The following is a 19,123-nucleotide window of genomic DNA, read 5'->3' as shown; positions in this document are numbered from 1 at the left end:
AGGTGCTGCGGGTACGACCGGGGTCAGCGCAGGCGGAACGCCTTCATCGCCTTGAGGCTGACGCTCATGAACGCCGCGTACTTCTCGTCGTCCATGCCGAAGGACGGGGCGAGCGGGATCAGCCGCTGCTGGGCGACGGTCTGCGCCTCGGTGTACTTGAGGATGCCCTCCGAGCCGTGCCGGCGGCCGAGGCCGGAGTCCTTCATGCCGCCCATCGGGGACTGCACGCTGCCGTACGCGGGGGCGTACCCCTCGTTGATGTTGACCGTGCCGGTCCGCAGCCGGGCGGCGACCCGGTGGCCGCGCCGGGAGTCCTTGGTCCAGACGCTGGAGTTCAGGCCGTACGGGGTGGCGTTGGCGAGGGCGACGACCTCGTCCTCGTCGGTGAAGCGGTAGATGGAGACGACCGGGCCGAAGGTCTCCTCGCCGCACACGGCCATCGGCGCCTCGACGCCGTCGAGGATGGTCGGCTCGTAGAACAGCGGGCCGATGTCGGGGCGGGCGACGCCGCCCGCGACGAGCACGGCGCCCTTCTCGACGGCCTCCGCCACATGCCGGGTGACGGTCTCCAGCTGGCGTTCGCCGACCAGCGAGCCCATGTCGGCCCCGTAGGCGAGGGAGCTGCCGAGCCGCATGGCCTTCGTACGGGCGGCGAAGCGGGCCACGAAGTCGTCGGCGATCGACTCGTGGACGTACAGCCGCTCGATGGAGATGCAGAGCTGGCCCGCGGAGGAGAAACAGGCGCGGACGGCGCCCGCGGCGGCCTTCTCCACGTCGGCGTCCTTCAGGACCAGCATGGCGTTCTTGCCGCCGAGCTCCAGCGAGACGCCGACGAGCCGGGCCGCCGCGCCCTGGGCGACCTCGCGGCCGGTGCGGGTGGAGCCGGTGAACGAGACGTAGTCGGCGTGCTTGACGACCTCGGGGCCGACGACGGGGCCCTCACCGAGCACGACCTGGAAGACCTCGGCGGGCAGTCCGGCCTCGATCAGCAGGTCCCGGGCCCAGAGCGCGGTCAGCGCGGTCTCCGTGTCGGGCTTCATCACCACGGCGTTGCCGGAGACGAACGCGGGCAGCGCGTCGCCGACGGACAGTTCGAGCGGGTAGTTCCACGGCGCGATCTGCCCGATGACGCCGCGCGGCTGGCGCAGCTCGGTGACCTTGGTGAGGGTCGGGACGACCCCGGTGTGCCGCTTCGGCTTCAGATACGCGGCGGCCCTGCGCCCGTAGTGGCGGGCCGCGACGGCGACGGCCTGCACCTCCTCGTGGGCGTGCAGCCGGGCCTTGCCGGTCTCCAGCTGGATGAGGTCGAGCACCTCGGCCTGGCGGCCGAGCACCAGGTCGTGGAAGCGGAGCAGTACGGCGGCGCGCGCGCGGACGGGGGTGGCGGCCCAGGCGGGCTGCGCGGCGCGGGCCCGCTCGAAGGCGCCCGCCACGTCCTCGGGGGTGGACTCCGGCAGGTCGGCCAGCTTCTCCCCGGTGAAGGGGGTGTGGTTGGCCGTGCGGCCCGATCCGGCCACTCCCCGGGTCAGCTGGGCGACCACCTCGGGCGTCACCACATCGGCGGCGGTGCGCGCCCCCGCGGGGGCGGCGGCCACCGGGTTGGTGCCGAGCGGGGCTGCGGAGGTGGACGTGGGCGCCTGCGAGTCCGTCATGAGGGCGAGAGTACGTCCAGCCGCACACTTTGGGTACCCGTGGGTAACGGGTTTTCACACTCCCCACAAACAAGCCAGCGTTCACTGGCAACAAAGCCCCTGATCAGGAGCCCTTCCCCTGCGGCACGGCCCGGCGGACCTCATCCGGAGCTGTCGGGCGCCCGCCATCCGCGCAGCATCGTGTCGAACTGCGACCGGGTCGTGTCCCAGTCGTCCGCCGGTCCCGTCATGTACAGCGCGTACTCCGGACCGCCCTCCTCGCCGAAGTACATCTGGTCGATGGCGTGGCGCGGGCCCGGGTGGTTCTTGGTCTCGGTCCAGGTGAACTCCCAGAGCGAGCCGGGCCGGTCCCGGTACGTGTTGGAGTGCAGCGTCTTGCGCTGGTAGCCGGGCAGCCGTTCGGCGAGCTGCTTCTCCAGGCTCAGCATGTGCATGTACGGGTTGTCGAAGTCGGGGTCCGGGTCGTTGCTGATCCGGATGTAGTGCACGCCGTCGTCCGGGGTGTAGTCGACCTGGTTGCCGTCCGCCCGGCGCTCCCAGCCGTCGGGCACCACCAGGCTGAAGCCCTCGGGATCGTTCACCCGGTGCCAGCCGTCGGGCACCTCCTTCACGGGCTTGTCGGGCTTCTCCGACTCCGGCGAGGGCGTGGTGCCGGGCTTCTCGGGGGCGGCGTTCGTGTGCCTGGCCGTTTCCTCGCCCGCGGCGTCGCCCGTCCGGTCCCCGTACTTCATCGCGGCGACTCCCGCGCCGCCGCCGACCAGGGCCGCGGCGGCGATGACCAGGACCACGGTGCGCCAGCGGCTGCGCCGGGCGGGCGGTGCGGGCACCGGTGCGGCCGCCGGTGCCGGGGCCGGGTCCGATGCCGCCGGGTGGGGCATCCGGGTGGTTCCGGGCGCGGCCGGGCCGTCCCCGTCCAGGGAGCGTATGACCTCGTCGGGGACCCGCTGCGTCGGCACGTACGCCTGCGCCGCCACGGGCGCGCGGCCCTCCATGGCGTCCAGCAGCATCCGTTCCGTCTCCGCGGCCGTCGGGCGCTCCTCCGGCTCCTTGCGCAGCAGCGCGGTGATCACGGAGGTCAGCGGACCCGCCTTGGCGGGCGGCGGGGGCTCCTCGGCCACGACGGCCTGCATGGTGGAGATCGGGGAGGTGCGGCGGAACGGCGAGCGCCCCTCGACGGCGGTGTAGAGCGTGGCGCCGAGCGACCACAGGTCGGAGGCCGGCCCGGGGTCGCCGCCGCGGACCCGCTCGGGTGCCAGGTAGTCGATGGAGCCGACCAGCTCACCGGTCCGGGTGATGGTCGAGTCGCCCTCGATGGCGGCGATCCCGAAGTCGGTGAGCAGCACCTGGCCGTCCTTGGCGAGGAGCACGTTGCCCGGCTTCACGTCCCGGTGCAGGACCCCCGCCCCGTGGGCGGCGCGCAGGGCGCTCAGCACGTGGAGGCCGATCCTGGCGGCCTCGCGGGGCTCGATCTCACCGGACTCCTTCGCGGCGTCGGCGAGGGACGGACCGTCGACGTACTGCATGACGATCCAGGGCCGGTTGTCGTACTCGATCACGTCGTGCACCGTGACCACGCCCGGGTGTGTGATCCGGGCGGCCGCGCGGGCCTCCTTCTGTGTGCGGGCGTGCAGCACGATCCGATCGGCCTCGGCGACATAGAGACCGGCGGTCAACTCCTTGACCGCGACCGTACGGTGCAGCACCTCGTCGTGGGCGCGCCAGACCTTGCCCATGCCGCCGCGCCCGAGGACCTCGCCCAGCCGGTACCTGCCGGCCAGCACCAGTCCCGCGTCCGTTCCCTGTGATCGATCCACGTATCCCCGCCCCGTTCCTCGGGTGCCAGATTACGGAGGGGATGCACGGCCACGGAACCTCGCACCCCCCACGAGACCGCACTGTGATGCTTGTCGCTCCGTCACCGGGGGGTGGATTCACCCAGAGGGTTCACGGCGTCACACGGTAGGAGGAGATGGCTTGTTCGTAGATGTCCGAAACCTTGTCGCGCCGGTTCTCCGGGCCGATGACCTGGATGACGTGGTAGCGGCCGCCCACGACCATCACCAGATTGCGGGCGTAGACCTGGCGTCCCGACGCGTCCTGCCAGGTGAACTGGCCCTCCGCCATGGCCTGTCGCCCCACGTCGATCCGGCGCAGCCCGCTCGACCCGGACCAGGTGGAGTCGCGGAACTGCTGCAACTCCAGTTCCTTGTCGGCCTGGTACGCCAGCGGGTCGTCGCCCTTGGCCGCGACCGTGTCGCGCCCGGGGACGATCAGCAGGCTGAAGCCGTCGCTGCCGTAGCGGATCTGACGGTCCGCGTTGGCGGGGGTACGCCGCCAGCCCTTGGGCGCACCGACCTCGAAGCCCTCCGCGTCCTTGCGCAGGGTGTAGCCGGGGGCGAGCGCGACGGCGGAGCGGCTGGTCTGCGGCTGCTGCGCACCGGAGGACCCCGAGGACGCGCCGCTGCCGGAATCCGGCGCACCGGACACCGACGCACCCGGGCCCGTGGAGCGGGCGCCCTCCCGGTCGCCGGACTTGGGCAGGAACATCACGGCGTACGCGACGGCCGCGGCGAGGGCCAGCAGGATCAGCACCAGGAGCAGCCGCCCCAGCCGCCGCGGCGCCCGCCGCTCGCCGTCGTCGCGGGGGCGGGGCGGGGTGCGCAGCGCCTTGGGCCCCTTGGGCTCGCGCGGCGGTCTGGGCGCCCTGGCGGGCGGCAAAGGGGCTTGGGGTTCCTGGGACACCGGGGCCTGGAAACCCCGCTCCGCGACGGGCCGGTCCTGCCGGTCCTTGGTGTGGCGGTGGCGGCCGTGGGACGCGTTCCTGCCGCGCCGTCTGCGGACCAGCTCTCCCCTGCGGCGTACGACGGGGAGCCGGGCGGTGTCGGCGGACGGCAGGGGCACGACGTCCAGACCGGCCTCGGGCTCCGGCGCCGAGCGCACCAGGGAGCGCAGCCAGCCGCTCAGCTCCTCGAAGTCCGGCCGCTCGGTGGGGTCCTGACGCAGCAGGGACTCGACGACGGGGCGCAGCGGGCCGCACTCCTCGGCGAAGGCGGGCGGCTCGCCGCAGACCATCTGGACCAGCTCGGCGGCGTTCTCCTCGGGGTACGGGGCGTGGCCCTGGACTGCGCGGTAGAGCAGGGCGCCCAGCGCCCAGAGGTCGGTGGCGGGGCCGATCGGGGGCGCCAGCCGCCAGTTCTCGTGGACGGGGCCGGCCTGCTCCGGCGCCCAGCGCTCGGTGACCGCGCCGACCACGGCGATCCGGGCCTGCCGGGCGCGCTCGGCGGCGAGGGGGGTCTCCGGGCCGCGGTAGACGGAGTCCGTGTCCGCGCTCCCGGCGCCCTCGTCCCAGCGGCCCGGCCCCGGCTGCCCGCCGGAGCGGGGCGCGGGAAGTGCCGGGGGGCCGCCGCGCCGGGCGTCCGAGCCTCCGGCGGGGACGGGCCGCCCGGACGTGGGGCCGTCGCTCCAGGAACCGGTGAGATGCAGCCGCCGCGCGGGCGGCGGACCGTCCTCGTCGCCCTCGTCGTCGTCCCGGTCGTCACGGGACGCGTCGGCGTACGGGGAGCGGGCGTGCGCGTCCTCGGCGTACGGGTCGTCGGCGTACGGGTCGTCGGTGGCGTGGCTCCGGGGAGCGGGCGGGCCGGTCTCCTCCGGCCGCGCGGAACGCTGGAGGGGCAGGCTGCCGGTGTCCTCCACGCTCCCCGCCCCGGCGCGGCGGCGGTCCTCGCTGACGCGTGCGGCGGCGCGGGCGCCCTCCCGGTAGGCGGCGATGGCTCCGGCGCGCTCGGCCCGCAGGTGCGCGGCGTCCGCCGTGCCGTCGCGAGGGACATCGCGCCGGAAGCGGTCGCCGGAACGGCCGGCCGGGCCCGAGCGGTCGTCCGGGTCCTCACCGTCTTCGTGGTGGTCGTCCGGGTGGTCGCCGTGGCGGTCGTCCGGGCGGCGGCCACCGCCGTACGGGAAGCCGTCCCCGTACGCATCGCCGTCGCCGTCGTCGTACGCCCCGTCGCCGTGGCGGTCCTCCGTCACCCGGGCCGTCTCGATCGCCGCAGGAACCCGCGCGGCCGGCACCTCGGCCGGTGGTGCGGGGCTCGGCGGCAGGAGCGGCGGGGGCGGGGCGGCGGGCCGGGGCGGGGCGAACACGCCCGCCGGATCCGCGCCGGGCGCCGGTGGCCCGAACCCGTCCTCGTCGCCGAACCCGCCGCCGTGCCCGTCCTCGTCCTCGTCGGGCCGCGGTGTCGGGACGTACCCGCAGAGCGCCTCCTCCGCCGCACCGGCCGCCAGCCCGGTCAGCACGACGCGGCCGTCGTCGCAGATCAGCACCGTGCGGACGGTGATGTTCCGGTGGGTCCAGCCGTGGGCGTGCAGCACCCGCAGCGCGGCCAGCACGTCGGAGCCGATCTCGGCGGCCCGGAACGGGTTGAGCGGGCGGTCGGCGAGCAGCGCGGCGAGCGGGCGGGCCGCGACGAACTCGCTCACGATCCAGAGCGACCCCGCCTCGGCGAACACGTCGAAGACCTGGTCGAGCCGGGGGTGGTCGGGCACCTGGGCGGCCGCCTGCGCCGCTTCCACCGCGCGCCGGACGGCCGGGTCGGCGGGTGCGCGCCCCGCCCGTCCGGTGGTCCGGCGGGACGCCGGGACCGGATCGCCGGGGTCGAGCACCTCGGCATCCACCACCTCGGGCAACGGCACCTGCCGGACCAGGACTTCCTGTCCGCTGTACGTGTCGAACGCCCGGGTCTGGACCGGTTCGTACTCATCGGCGGAGGACAGCGGAAGGCGGTAGCGGTCGGCAAGCACCCGACCCGCGTAGTCGTCCACGACGCCTCCCCCGACGGACCCATCGGTCGCCTCGCCACCGTGCCCGGTCCCTTGCGCACACCCCAGGAATGCCACCACTCACGATACGTGCTCGAAAGGGACGGGGCACGGGGATGGGAGATCTGACGGACGCATCGGCCGTGCGCGTACCGCACTGCGCGCGTCAAGTCCCGTGCGGCGAGGCCCAGTAGGAGTGTCCGACATGTGGTCTAGGGTGAAGTTTCAGACAACGAGGCTGTGTACATCTGTGCACACGGGACCCAGGAGTTGCGTTGAACACTGGCAGACGAGTCGCCCTGGCCGCGAGCACGATCGCCCTGTCCCTGGGCGGCGTAGCAGCCACCGCCGGCCCCGCCGCGGCCGTCGACACCGGCAACTGCAGCAGCATCCACAAGACATGCATGGTCTTCTACTACAACAGCAACTACGGCGGTTCCGCGTTCATCGCCTCCGGCGACATCCCCAACCTGGGTGATTTCAACTTCACCACGGCGGGCGCGGGCAAGGGCCTGAAGGTCAAGAACCAGGCGGCGTCCGCCAAGTTCCGTGCCCACAACAGCTCGCAGGTCAGCTACGGGGCGATCTTCTTCAACAGCGGGTACGCGGGCCCCTGCGACCTCTTCGGGGGAATGGAGAACAGCGTCGCGTCCGCGCCGAAGCTCGCCAAGACGTACAACAACAACGCCTCGCTGCGCTTCTACCCGTACGTTCTGCCCAAGCTCCCGTCCGGGTGCAAGTCGTGGTGGTGACCCCGGCGCCATGACGGCCTCGTGAACGGCTCCCGCCCCCTGCCGGGGCGGGAGCCCTCACCGGGCGCGGTGCGGCACTTCGGCCCGACGGCGGCCGGCGAGGGACGTCGTCTCAGTCCCGGAGGACCTGCCGGGCGAAGCCGGTCTCCTGCCGCTGCGCGTCCTTGAGCCGGCCGAGGACGGCGCGGTGCTTCTGGATCAGCTCCCGCTGGATGGCCGCCTCCGCGGACATCCAACGCGCGACGAGCCCGGTGCGGACCTTGCAGTCCACGTCGGCGACGGCCACCGCACGCTCCTTGTCGGACGCCGTGCCGGCCCCGGTGAAGGCCCGGTCCGCCACGGATTCCAGCGGGCTCCCGTACGTCAGGCCCTTCTCCTTCATGCAGGCGGACCAGTCCTTCACCGCCGCCCCGACCTTTTCGTCCGTCAGGGACGTCTGGAAACTCTGTGTGTCGATGTCCGAGGCGACAGCGGCGGCGTCCTCCGCGCGGTAGCGCGTCCGCGTCCGGTACGCCGCCTGACCGGCACAGCCGTGTTCGGGGATCTTCTTTCCGTCGTACGTCCGCGCGCGCTCGCCGTTCTCCTTCTCGCCGGACAGCACCATGCTCTGCGCCGCGGTGAGCCGTCCGCCCGGGGCCGTGTCGGGGTGGGGCGCGAGGTGGTAGCCGTACCTGGCGGCCAGGGACGCGTCCGAGATCCCGTAGCGCCTGTTCTCCGTCGCGGCGGCGTCCTGCGGGGCCTTCGGGGGTTCGTACCGGAGCGAGAACCCCTTCATGCAGTCCTGGGTGAGCTTCGCCCCGGCCCGCGCGACCAGCGCCATGTCCTCGTCGCTCAGCGCGTAGGCGTCGATGGGCAGCCTCACCGGGGGCACGTCGCCGTCCGGCATCTCCCCACCGGGCCGCGCGGACCTCGTCGGGCTCTTCCCGGCGGGCTCTGGACCGGCGGTCTCTCCGGACGTGTCCGCCGTGCAGCCGCCGAGCACCACCACGGCCACCGCCGCGGCGACCGCGGCGGCCATCGCTCCACCGCGCCCCGTTCCCTCAGTCATGATCAGCGGCTCACGACTTGGGCGTGAACGAGTCGGCGAGGGTCTTCCAGGTGGCACGCCGCAGGCCGTCGTCCCAGTCGGCCGCGCGAGCGGTGTACATGAGCCCGTAGCCGAGGCGGTCGTTCACCACGAAACCGCGGTCCACGGTGTGGTACTTCACTCCGCCGTCCCGGTAGGTGAACTCCCAGTCGGCGGTGTTCCAGCCGCGGAAGTCGACCTTGTCGATCCGCAGGCGCTCGTAGTGGCCGCGCCTCATGTAGGACTCCTGGGCCTTCCAGTCCGCCACCGGGTCGCTCTTGGGGGTGGAGGTCCAGCCCACGAGGAGGCGCTGTTCGTCCGGACCGGTGAAGCGCGCCCCGGCGGCTCCGGTCGACTGGTACTTCCAGCCCTCCGGCAGACTGATCGAGAACCCCTGGGCGTGCTCGTAGCGGGTGGACTTCTCGTCGTCCTTCCCCTGCTCGGCGGACGACGTGGCCGAATTCGCCGGTTTCGACGGAGTGTTCGGGTTCTTTCCCTCGTCCTTGCCCTTCTCCGCTCCCTGGTCCTTCCCCTTGCCGCTGTCGGTCTCCGGGGAGCTGCCGCCGGTCGACGCCCCGGCCGAGGTGGACTTGTCGTCCTTGCCCGCGCCCTTGCTCGCGTCGTTGTCGTCGCCGCCGCCGAGCGTGAGCGCGAGGACCGTGCCGAGCACGGCGAGCACGATCACGGCCGCGATGATCACCAGGGTGCGGCGCGGCACCACGTCCGTGATGGAGGCCCGGGGCGGGGTGGCCGGTGACGCCGCCGGACGCTGCGGCGGCACGGCGACGGAGGCCGTGGCCGCGGGCCGGGAGGGCTTCGCGGGAGTGGCCGGGCCACCGGTCGACGGGGAGTCGGAGGGCTTGGGCGGCACGGAGGCCGAGGCGGCGGCGGTGGCGGCGGCCGGTGCGCCCTTCGCGTTCCGTACCGAGCGCAGGGCGCCCCGCAACCGGTCCCGTGTGCCCTCGCCCTGTTCCGCGGAGGGCGTCGCCGACTTGGCGCGGGGTCCGGCCGGGGCCCCGGGCAGTGCCATGATCTGGGTGGCCTCGGCGGGCGGGGGCGCCACCGGATCCGGCTTCTCGGCGGCGTGGATCACCTCGTTGAGCAGGGCGCGGGCGCCCGCGTCGTCGAGCCGCTGCTCGGGGTCCCGGGCGAGCAGGCCGTAGATGACCTCCTTCAGCGGACCCGCGTTCTTCGGCGGGTCGAGCGGTTCGGTCATCACCGCGGTCAGGGTGGCGATGGCCGACCCCTTGTCGTACGGCGGGGAGCCCTCGACGCTCGCGTACAGCAGTCCGCCGAGCGACCAGAGGTCGGCGGGCGGCCCCGGCTTGTGGCCGCGGGCGCGCTCGGGCGAGATGTAGGAGGGGGCGCCGACGAGCATGCCCGTCGAGGTGACCGACGGGTCGCCCTCGACCTGGGCGATGCCGAAGTCGGTCAGCACGACCCGGCCGTCCTCCGCGATCAGTACGTTGGACGGCTTCACGTCGCGGTGCAGGATGCCTTCGCGGTGCGCCGAACGCAGCACGTCGAGGATGGCGAGGCCCACCTCGGCGGCCCGCTTCGGCGTCAGCACGCCGTCCTCGCGCACGGCTTCGGCGAGGGACTTGCCCTCGATGAGCTCCATCACGATCCACGGCCGGTCGTCCTCGTCGACCACGTCGTAGACGGTCACCGCGCCGTTGTTGCGGATCCTGGCGATCGCCTTCGCCTCACGCAGCGTGCGCGTGATGAGGCGGCGCTTCTCGTCGTCGTCGATGGCCGAGGGGAACCGCAGTTCCTTGACCGCGACCGTGCGGCCCAGCGTCTCGTCGACGGCCCGCCAGACCGTGCCCATACCGCCCCGGCCGAGCACCTCCCCGAGCCGGTACCGCCCCGCAAGGAGACGTCCGTCCTTGTCCCGTTGGGGCTCCCGTGCCTGCTCCGCCTCCGACATGCGTCCCCTCTGCGATCAACCCGCCCTGGCAGAGCGTTCATTGTCCCTCACCCCGGCACCGGTCGTGGTGCGGGGTCCGCGGGCCCGTCATGATGTGCCCGGAGAAAGGGAATCCCACCATGCCGATGCCCAGGGCACTGTTCGTCGCCCCTTTGCTGCTGACCCTGTTCGGTCTGGGATCGGCGCCGCTGTCCAGCGAACCACATCCGGACCCCGCGGCCGCCCGTCTTCCCCCGCTCGTCACCGAGGGCGGCGCCCACGCGGCGGCGCTGCTGGCGCACCGCGTCTCCTCCGCACCGTACGACACCTATCGCTTGGCCGGTCCCGGTATCCGACGGTCGGACAGATTCCGCGCGGGCAGCATCACCAAGACGTTCGTCGCCACGGTCGTGCTCCAACTCGTCGGGGAACACCGGCTGCGCCTGTCGGACCCGGTCGAACGACTGCTGCCGGGGCTGGTGCACGGCAACGGGAGCGACGGCCGCCGTATCACCCTGCGCGCGCTGCTCGGCCACACGAGCGGCCTCTACGACTACACCGCCGACCCGTCGGCCCACCCCCTCTCCGCCACCGCGGCGCTCCACGTCGCCCTGGCCCACCGACCGACGAACACCCCCGGCCACTACGCCTACTCCAACACCGACTACGCCGTACTGGGACTTGTCATCCGAAAGGTCACCGGACACTCCTACGCCGCCGAGATCCGCCACCGCGTCCTCACCCCCCTCCGCCTCACGGGCACCTCGCTCCCCGGGGCCCGTACCTCGCTGCCCTCCCCGCACGGCCGCGGCTACACCCGCGACCCGGCCGACGGCAGCCTCCGCGACACCACCTCGATCGACCCGCGCACGGCGGGCGCGGCCGGCGAACTGATCTCCACGCTCGACGACCTGAACCGCTTCTACGCGGCCCTGCTGGGCGGCCGTCTCCTGGCACCCGCCCAGCAGGCGGCCCTGCTGAACACCCGCGCGTCGCACGGCGTGTACGGCCTGGGCATCTACCCGCAGAAGCTCTCCTGCGGCCTCACCGTCTGGGGGCACAACGGCCGCATCGCGGGCAGTCACGTCCGGACCGCCGCCACGCGCGACGGCGGACACACCCTGACGTACCGCGTCGACACGGACGCCTCGGCCGACTCGGAGGCCCTCGGAACCGCGCTCGTGGACGCGGAGTTCTGCGAGGCGTCGCCACCGTCGCGCCCCGGGCCCTGAGGGCCGCGGCCCACGGAGCCCCGCCGGGACGGCCCGTCAGATCGGCACGATGTCCGGCGCCCCGAGGCGCGCCGCGTCGGCCGTGAGGTCGTCCGGCTGGCGCTGCGACTCCCGCTCCGCCTGCACCCGCTTCTCGTAGTGCTCGACCTCCCGGTCGATCTGGCCCTCGTCCCAGCCCAGCACCGGCGCCATCAGCTCCGCGCAGAGCCTGGCGCTGCGGGTGCCCCGGTCGAAGGTCTCGATGGAGATCCGGGTCCGCCGGGTCAGGACGTCGTCGAGGTGCCGGGCGCCCTCGTGCGAGGCGGCGTAGACGATCTCGGCCTTCAGATAGTCGTCCGCCGCGGGCAGCGGCTCGCCCAGCGTGGGATCGCCGAGGATCAGTTCGAGGATCTGCTCGGTCATCGAGCCGTACCGGTTGAGCAGATGCTCCACCCGGGCGACATGGAGACCGGTGCGGGCCGCGATCCTCGCGCGGGCGTTCCACAGCGCCGGGTAGCCCTCCGCGCCCAGCAGCGGGATCTCCTCGGTGACGCAGGCCGCCACCCGCTGGTCCAGGCCGTGCACCGCCTCGTCCACGGCGTCCTTCGCCATCACCCGGTACGTCGTGTACTTGCCGCCCGCCACGACCACGAGGCCCGGCAGCGGATGCGCCACCGTGTGCTCGCGCGAGAGCTTGCTGGTGGCGTCGGACTCGCCGGCCAGCAGCGGGCGCAGCCCGGCGTAGACACCCTGGACGTCGTCCCTGCTCAGGGGGGTGGCCAGGACCGAGTTGACGTGTTCGAGCAGATAGTCGATGTCGGCGCTGGACGCCGCCGGGTGCGCCTTGTCCAGGTCCCAGTCGGTGTCCGTCGTCCCGATGATCCAGTGCCGTCCCCACGGGATGACGAAGAGGACGGACTTCTCGGTGCGCAGGATCAGGCCGGTCGAGGAGTGGATGCGGTCCTTGGGGACCACCAGGTGGATGCCCTTGGAGGCCCGGACGTGGAACTGTCCGCGCTCCCCGATCAGCGCCTGGGTGTCGTCCGTCCAGACCCCGGTGGCATTGACCACCTGCTTGGCCCTGACCTCGTACTCCCCGCCCGCCTCGACGTCCTCCACGCGGGCGCCGACGACCCGCTCCCCCTCCCGGAGGAAGCCGATCACCCGGGCGCGGTTGGCCACGTGCGCGCCGTAGCCCGCGGCGGTGCGCACCAGGGTGGCCACGTAGCGGGCGTCGTCCATCTGCGCGTCGTAGTACTGGAGGGCCCCGACCAGGGCGTCCTTCTTCAGCGCCGGGGCGACGCGCAGGGCGCGGCCGCGGGAGAGGTGGCGGTGCACGGGAAGGCCCCGGCCGTGGCCCGAGGAGACCGACATCGCGTCGTAGAGCGCCACTCCGGAGCCCGCGTAGAGCCGCTCCCAGCCCTTGTGCCGCAACGGATAGAGGAACGGCACCGGCTTCACCAGGTGCGGGGCCAGCCGCTCCAGGAGCAGCCCGCGTTCCTTCAGCGCCTCCCGGACGAGCGCGAAGTCGAGCATCTCCAGATACCGCAGCCCGCCGTGGATCAGCTTGCTCGACCTGCTCGACGTGCCGGACGCCCAGTCGCGGGCCTCGACCAGGCCGGTCGAGAGACCTCTCGTCGCCGCGTCCAGCGCCGTACCGGCGCCGACCACGCCCGCTCCCACGACCAGCACGTCCAGTTCGCGCTCGGCCATCGCGGCCAGCGCCTCGGCGCGCTCCGCAGGTCCCAGTGTCGCTGTCCTCACCGCTGCCTCCCGGGTAGATCGGGGTGGTCCGGCACAGGACGCCCTCCGGCCCGGCGGCCGGGGCGGCCCGCGCCCACCTCTCGATTCTGTCCGCCGTCCACGACTTCGGCCACCGCCTGTGGACAACACCAGGTCGACAGGAGGCCCACAATGCGACATATAGGTCATATTTAAGCCTAGTGTGACATTGCGCTGTCCACAGCGGTTGCGCTTTCTGCCCTCATGGTCTGGACCGACCGGGAAGGACGGCCCCTCCACATGCCCGCAGACCTCGCCGTCATCGGACTCGGCCACCTCGGCCTGCCGCTCGCCCAGGCCGCCGTGGCCGCGGGCGTGCAGACCGTCGGCTACGACACCGACCCACGCGCCTGCACGGAACTCTCCGCGGGCCGCACCCCCGTCGAGGGTTCGCTCTCCGCCTCGGACGTCCGCCGGATGCTCTCGGGGGGCTTCCGGCCCACCACCGACCCGGCCGAACTGGGCCGGGTCCGTACCGCGGTGATCTGCGCGCCCACCCCGCTCGGCGCCGACCGCACCCTCGACCTGACCGCCGTCGGCGACGCGGCCCGCGCGCTCGCCGCCCGGCTGCGCCCGCACACCACCGTCCTGCTGGAGTCGGCCGTGCCGCCGGGCACCACCGAGAACCACCTGCTGCCGCTGCTCGAAGAGGGCTCGGGGCTGCGCGCCGGCCGCGACTTCCATCTGGCCTGCTCCCCCAGCCGCCTCGACCCCGGCAACCGCACCCACGTCTACGCCAACACCCCCAAGGTCATCGGCGGCCTCACCCCCGCCTGCACCGAATCGGCCGCCGCCTTCTACGGACGGCTCACCGACAAGGTCGTCCGGGCCCGCGGGCCGCGCGAGGCCGAGATGACCAAGGTCCTGGAGACCAACTTCCGGCATGTCAACATCGCCCTGGTCAACGAGATGGCGGTGCTCTGCCACGACCTCGGCGTCGACCTGTGGGACGTCATCCGGTGCGCCGAGACCAAGCCCTTCGGCTTCCAGCCCTTCCGCCCCGGCCCCGGCGTCGGCGGCCACGGCGCACCCGTCGACCCGGGCTACCTCCCGTACCACAGCCGCACCCCCGGCCACCCGCTGCGGATGGTCTCGCTCGCCCAGGAGATCAACGACCGGATGCCGCAGTACGTGATCCAGCGCTGCGCCACCCTGCTGAACGAGCACGGCAAATCCGTGCGCGGCGCCCGGGTGTTGCTGCTCGGGGTCACCTACAAGCCCGACCTCGCCGACCAGGAGAGCTCCCCGGCCCGGGAGATCGCGAGCAGGCTGATGGACATGGGCGCCCAGATCGGATACCACGACCCGCACGTCCTGGACTGGCGGGTACGCGAACTCCCGGTGCCGCGCGCCGACTCGCTGTACGAGGCGGCGGCCGGCGCCGACCTCACGGTGCTGCTCCAGCACCACCGTACGTACGACCTCCAGGGCCTCGCGGTGAAGGCCCAGCTCCTCCTGGACACCCGGGGCGCCACCCCGGCGGGGGCCGCGCACCGGCTGTGAGGTCCTTCGCCCCGGGGATTTCGGTGGGAGATGTCACAGGCTGCTGCTAGCCTGCGGCGTCACTTCTCGCACAATCGTGCGTATCCGTCCCAGGGGGGATATCTCCATGAGCCAGCCCGTGCCGCCGTCGGACCAGCCGCAGCAGCCGTACAACGCCCAGCCCGGCGGCAACCCGTTCGCGGGCCAGCAGCCCGGCGGCGCCCCGACCGGCAACCCCTTCGCCGGCCAGCAGCCCGGCGCCCCGTTCGGCGGCGCGCCGTTCGCCCCGCCGGCCCCCGCGCGCGACAACATCGCCCTCGGCCTGGTCGCCGCCGTCGTCGCGGCCGTGGTCGCCGCCGGCATCTACGGGGCCATCATCGGCGCCACCAAGCACGAGATCGGCTACGCGGCCGTGGGCGTCGGCTTCGTCGTCGGCTTCGCCTCCGGCAAGCTCGGCGGCCGCAACCCCGTGCTGCCGGTCGTCAGCGCCGTGCTCGCCCTGGTCGCCGTCTACTTCGGCCAGCTGCTCGGCGAGGCGATGATCGCGGCCAAGGAGCTTCCGGTCACCGTCTCCGAGCTGTTCTTCGACCACTTCAGCCTGCTGAACGAGGGATGGAAGGCCGACTCCAACTTCCTCACGTACGTCTTCTTCGTCATCGCGGCCGTCGCCGCGTTCTCCGGCGCCAAGAAGGCCGCCGCCTGATCGCGGACCGCGACACACGGGAGGGCCCGGACCGCGCCTGCGGTTCCGGGCCCTCCCGTCATGTCCGGGGTGTTCAGCGGCGGTGCTGCGAGTCCGCCACCGTGACCTCGACGCGCTGGAACTCCTTGAGGTCGCTGTAGCCCGTGGTCGCCATCGCCCGGCGCAGCGCCCCGAAGATGTTCATCGAACCGTCGGGGGTGTGCGAGGGACCGGTCAGGACCTCCTCGGTGGTGCCGACCGAGCCCAGGTCCACCAGCTTGCCGCGCGGCACGTCCTCGTGGACGGCCTCCATGCCCCAGTGCCGGCCGCGGCCGGGCGCGTCCGTCGCGCGGGCCAGCGGGGAGCCCATCATCACGGCGTCCGCACCACAGGCGATGGCCTTGGGCAGGTCGCCGGACCAGCCGACGCCGCCGTCCGCGATCACGTGCACGTACCGGCCGCCGGACTCGTCCATGTAGTCCCGGCGGGCACCGGCCACATCGGCGACCGCGGTCGCCATCGGGACCTGGATGCCGAAGACGTTGCGCGTGGTGTGCGCGGCGCCGCCGCCGAAGCCGACGAGCACACCGGCGGCGCCGGTGCGCATCAGGTGCAGCGCGGCGGTGTACGTGGCGCAGCCGCCGACGATCACCGGGACGTCCAGCTCGTAGATGAACTGCTTGAGGTTGAGCGGCTCGGCGGCGCCCGAGACGTGCTCGGCGGAGACCGTCGTACCGCGGATGACGAAGATGTCCACGCCCGCGTCGACGACGGCCTTGGAGAACTGCGCGGTGCGCTGCGGGGAGAGCGCGGCGGCGGTGACGACGCCGGAGTCGCGCACCTCCTTGATGCGCCGGCCGATCAGCTCCTCCTGGATCGGGGCGGAGTAGATCTCCTGGAGGCGGCGGGTGGCCGACTCGACGGGCATCTCGGCGATCTCGTCGAGCAGCGGCTGGGGGTCGGCGTGCCGGGTCCACAGCCCTTCCAGGTTGAGGACGCCGAGGCCGCCGAGCTCACCGATGCGGATGGCGTGCTGCGGGGAGACCACGGAGTCCATGGGAGCGGCCAGGAACGGCAGCTCGAATCGGTAGGCGTCGATCTGCCAGGCGATCGAGACCTCCTTCGGGTCGCGGGTACGGCGGCTCGGAACGACGGCGATGTCGTCGAATGCGTACGCCCGGCGGCCGCGCTTGCCGCGCCCGATCTCGATCTCAGTCACGATGGTGTGGCCTTTCCCTCTACGTCTGCGCTGTCCAGTATCCCCGACACACGGCTGAGGGGCGGTCCCGGGAACCCCGGACCGCCCCTCGGCTGCGCCGTCGTGTTACTTCCTGCTGTAGTTCGGCGCCTCGACCGTCATCTGGATGTCGTGCGGGTGGCTCTCCTTGAGGCCCGCGGACGTGATCCGGACGAAGCGGCCCTTGGTCTCCATCTCGTCGATGGAGGCGGCACCCACATAGCCCATGGTCTGGCGGAGACCGCCGACGAGCTGGTGCAGCACGTTGGCCAGCGGGCCGCGGTAGGGCACCTGGCCCTCGATGCCCTCGGGCACCAGCTTGTCGTCCGAGGCCACGTCGGCCTGGAAGTAGCGGTCCTTGGAGTACGAGCGGCCCTGCCCGCGGGACTGCATCGCCCCGAGGGAACCCATGCCGCGGTACGACTTGAACTGCTTGCCGTTGATGAAGAGCAGCTCGCCGGGGGACTCCTCGCAGCCCGCGAGGAGGCTGCCCAGCATCACCGTGTCGGCGCCGGCGGCGAGCGCCTTGCCGATGTCGCCGGAGTACTGGAGACCGCCGTCGCCGATGACCGGGACACCGGCCGCGCGGGCGGCGAGGGCGGCCTCGTAGATCGCGGTGACCTGCGGGACGCCGATGCCGGCGACCACGCGGGTGGTGCAGATGGAGCCGGGGCCCACGCCGACCTTGACGCCGTCGACACCGGCGTCGATCAGGGCCTGCGCGCCGTCACGCGTCGCGACGTTGCCGCCGATGACGTCGACGCCGACGCTGGACTTGATCTTCGCCATCCAGTTCAGCGCGTTGCTGTTGTGGCCGTGCGAGGTGTCGACGATGAGGAAGTCCACGCCCGCGCCGGCCAGCGCCTGCGCGCGCTCCAGGGCCTCGGGGCTGGCGCCCACGGCCGCGCCCACCAGGAGGCGGCCCTCGGCGTCCTTGGCGGCGTTCGGGTACTGCTCGGCCTTCACGAAGTCCTTGACCGTGATGAGGCCCTTGAGCACACCCGCGTCGTCGACCAGCGGAAGCTTCTCGATCTTGTGGCGGCGCAGCAGCTCCATGGCGTCCACGCCGGAGATGCCGACCTTGCCCGTGACCAGCGGCATCGGCGTCATGACCTCGCGCACCTGGCGCGTGCGGTCGGACTCGAAGGCCATGTCGCGGTTGGTGACGATGCCGAGCAGCTTGCCCGCCGGGTCGGTCACCGGGACGCCGCTGATGCGGAACTTGGCGCACAGCGCGTCGGCCTCGGCCAGCGTCGCGTCCGGGTGCACGGTGATCGGGTCGGTCACCATGCCGGACTCGGAGCGCTTCACGAGGTCGACCTGGTTGACCTGGTCCTCGATGGACAGGTTGCGGTGCAGGACACCGACGCCGCCCTGCCGCGCCATGGCGATGGCCATGCGGGACTCGGTGACCTTGTCCATCGCCGCGGAGAGCAGCGGGATGTTCACGCGTACGTTGCGGGAGATGCGGGACGAGATGTCGACCGCGTTGGGCAGCACTTCGGATGCGCCCGGCAGCAGCAGCACGTCGTCGTATGTCAGCCCGAGCGTCGCGAATTTCTCGGGCACTCCGTCGACGTTTGCAGTCATGACACCTTCCCCAAATGGCCTTGATCGGTGCGGATGTCCATGCTAACGGCCTCCGGGGGTGTCTCATTCCACGAGCAAGATCACCCGGATGTTCTGTGGCTTCGTACAGAACCGTCCGCACGGGCCCAGCCGGGTCCGTTCACTGCTCGGCGAGGGCTCTCAGCCTGCTCAGGGCGCGGTGCTGGGCGACCCGGACCGCGCCCGGTGACATGCCCAGCATCTGTCCGGTCTCCTCGGCGGTCAGCCCGACGGCGACCCGCAGGACGAGCAGCTCGCGCTGGTTGTCCGGGAGGTTGGCGAGGAGCTTCTTGGCCCAGGCGGCGTCGCTGCTGAGCAGGGCGCGTTCCTCGGGACCGAGCGAATCGTCCGGCCGCTCGGGCATCTCGTCGGACGGCACGGCCGTCGACCCCGGGTGCCGCATGGCGGCCCGCTGGAGATCGGCGACCTTGTGGCCCGCGATGGCGAAGACGAAGGCCTCGAAGGGCCTTCCGGTGTCCTTGTAGCGCGGCAGTGCCATCAGCACCGCGACGCAGACCTCCTGCGCCAGGTCCTCCACGAAGTGGCGGGCATCACCCGGCAGCCGGCTCAGCCGGGACCTGCAGTAGCGCAGCGCGAGGGGGTGGACGTGGGCCAGCAGATCGTGCGTGGCCTGCGCGTCGCCCTCGACGGCACGGTGCACCAGGGCACCGATTCCCGTCGTCTCGTCGTCACGCATCGGACCATGGTGCCCCGGAGCCGCGTCATCCGCGGCGCCGCGGCCGTAGTTGTGCACCGAAGCGTTATGAGCGGGTGCGCCGGAAGTCATGTCCTGCGCCCTCCCCTTCCGCTCGACCGAATCGTTCCCGAGGAACTCCACGTATCAAGGATGCGGCATCGGCCGGGAAGCGTCACATGTCCTCGGCGCGACGGGCTCCGCCGGTGGAGCGGAGCCCGTCCCGCACACGTCGG

Annotated in this window: 13 protein-coding genes; 4 read left to right on the top strand and 9 right to left on the bottom strand. The window is 72.6% G+C overall.

The genetic code is table 11. The annotated features are described in order from the left end of the window. Window positions 1–23: 23 nt before the first annotated feature. The 3 genes from ACFVFH_RS06155 to ACFVFH_RS06145 form a co-directional block, all read right to left on the bottom strand. Window positions 24–1,652: a succinic semialdehyde dehydrogenase gene (locus tag ACFVFH_RS06155; RefSeq protein WP_383764063.1), complete on the bottom strand. Its 1,629-nt coding sequence runs from the start codon at window positions 1,650–1,652 to the stop codon at window positions 24–26. Between the two features lie 140 nt (window positions 1,653–1,792). Beyond that, window positions 1,793–3,466, bottom strand: a complete 1,674-nt coding sequence (locus ACFVFH_RS06150; protein ID WP_383764060.1) for a serine/threonine-protein kinase — start codon at window positions 3,464–3,466, stop codon at window positions 1,793–1,795. Between the two features lie 130 nt (window positions 3,467–3,596). After that, window positions 3,597–6,467, bottom strand: a complete 2,871-nt coding sequence (locus ACFVFH_RS06145) for a protein kinase (protein WP_383764058.1) — start codon at window positions 6,465–6,467, stop codon at window positions 3,597–3,599. A gap of 272 nt (window positions 6,468–6,739) precedes the next feature. Here ACFVFH_RS06145 and ACFVFH_RS06140 point away from each other — a divergent pair, with 272 nt between their 5' ends. After that, window positions 6,740–7,216: a hypothetical protein gene (locus ACFVFH_RS06140; protein WP_383764055.1), complete on the top strand. Its 477-nt coding sequence runs from the start codon at window positions 6,740–6,742 to the stop codon at window positions 7,214–7,216. Between the two features lie 112 nt (window positions 7,217–7,328). On the opposite strand, the gene ACFVFH_RS06135 is transcribed toward ACFVFH_RS06140, so the two are convergent. Together ACFVFH_RS06135 and ACFVFH_RS06130 are read right to left on the bottom strand one after the other, a co-directional pair. Beyond that, window positions 7,329–8,264: a hypothetical protein gene (locus ACFVFH_RS06135; RefSeq protein WP_383764052.1), complete on the bottom strand. Its 936-nt coding sequence runs from the start codon at window positions 8,262–8,264 to the stop codon at window positions 7,329–7,331. A 10-nt stretch (window positions 8,265–8,274) separates the two neighbouring features. Beyond that, a complete protein-coding gene (locus tag ACFVFH_RS06130) occupies window positions 8,275–10,212 on the bottom strand; it encodes a protein kinase (protein ID WP_383764049.1) in 1,938 nt (645 codons plus the stop codon). 119 nt (window positions 10,213–10,331) lie between these two features. Here ACFVFH_RS06130 and ACFVFH_RS06125 point away from each other — a divergent pair, with 119 nt between their 5' ends. After that, complete coding sequence (locus ACFVFH_RS06125) at window positions 10,332–11,423, top strand: serine hydrolase domain-containing protein (RefSeq protein ID WP_383764046.1); 1,092 nt, start codon at window positions 10,332–10,334, stop codon at window positions 11,421–11,423. A gap of 36 nt (window positions 11,424–11,459) precedes the next feature. On the opposite strand, the gene ACFVFH_RS06120 is transcribed toward ACFVFH_RS06125, so the two are convergent. After that, the gene (locus ACFVFH_RS06120; protein WP_383764043.1) at window positions 11,460–13,166 is read right to left on the bottom strand and encodes a glycerol-3-phosphate dehydrogenase/oxidase; all 1,707 of its coding nucleotides are present in this window, start codon (window positions 13,164–13,166) and stop codon (window positions 11,460–11,462) included. A gap of 258 nt (window positions 13,167–13,424) precedes the next feature. Between ACFVFH_RS06120 and ACFVFH_RS06115 the strand changes: the two genes are divergently transcribed. Together ACFVFH_RS06115 and ACFVFH_RS06110 are read left to right on the top strand one after the other, a co-directional pair. Beyond that, entirely contained in the window at window positions 13,425–14,687 is a 1,263-nt protein-coding gene (locus tag ACFVFH_RS06115) for a nucleotide sugar dehydrogenase (RefSeq protein WP_383764040.1), read from the top strand. A gap of 106 nt (window positions 14,688–14,793) precedes the next feature. Further along, the gene (locus ACFVFH_RS06110; RefSeq protein WP_383764037.1) at window positions 14,794–15,369 is read left to right on the top strand and encodes a hypothetical protein; all 576 of its coding nucleotides are present in this window, start codon (window positions 14,794–14,796) and stop codon (window positions 15,367–15,369) included. 73 nt (window positions 15,370–15,442) lie between these two features. Here ACFVFH_RS06110 and ACFVFH_RS06105 read toward each other — a convergent pair whose 3' ends face one another. The 3 genes from ACFVFH_RS06105 to ACFVFH_RS06095 form a co-directional block, all read right to left on the bottom strand. Then, window positions 15,443–16,567: a GuaB3 family IMP dehydrogenase-related protein gene (locus tag ACFVFH_RS06105; RefSeq protein WP_123461123.1), complete on the bottom strand. Its 1,125-nt coding sequence runs from the start codon at window positions 16,565–16,567 to the stop codon at window positions 15,443–15,445. Between the two features lie 105 nt (window positions 16,568–16,672). Next, window positions 16,673–18,175: an IMP dehydrogenase gene (gene guaB, locus ACFVFH_RS06100; RefSeq protein WP_093540711.1), complete on the bottom strand. Its 1,503-nt coding sequence runs from the start codon at window positions 18,173–18,175 to the stop codon at window positions 16,673–16,675. 139 nt (window positions 18,176–18,314) lie between these two features. Continuing rightward, window positions 18,315–18,890: a sigma-70 family RNA polymerase sigma factor gene (locus tag ACFVFH_RS06095; protein ID WP_383764034.1), complete on the bottom strand. Its 576-nt coding sequence runs from the start codon at window positions 18,888–18,890 to the stop codon at window positions 18,315–18,317. Window positions 18,891–19,123: the final 233 nt, after the last annotated feature.

This window comes from Streptomyces sp. NPDC057697 (genome assembly GCF_042799335.1).
In the GTDB taxonomy this organism is placed as follows: domain Bacteria; phylum Actinomycetota; class Actinomycetes; order Streptomycetales; family Streptomycetaceae; genus Streptomyces.
The sequence above is the reverse complement of the archived record's forward strand: the minus strand, read 5'-3'. Positions and strand labels throughout refer to the sequence as shown.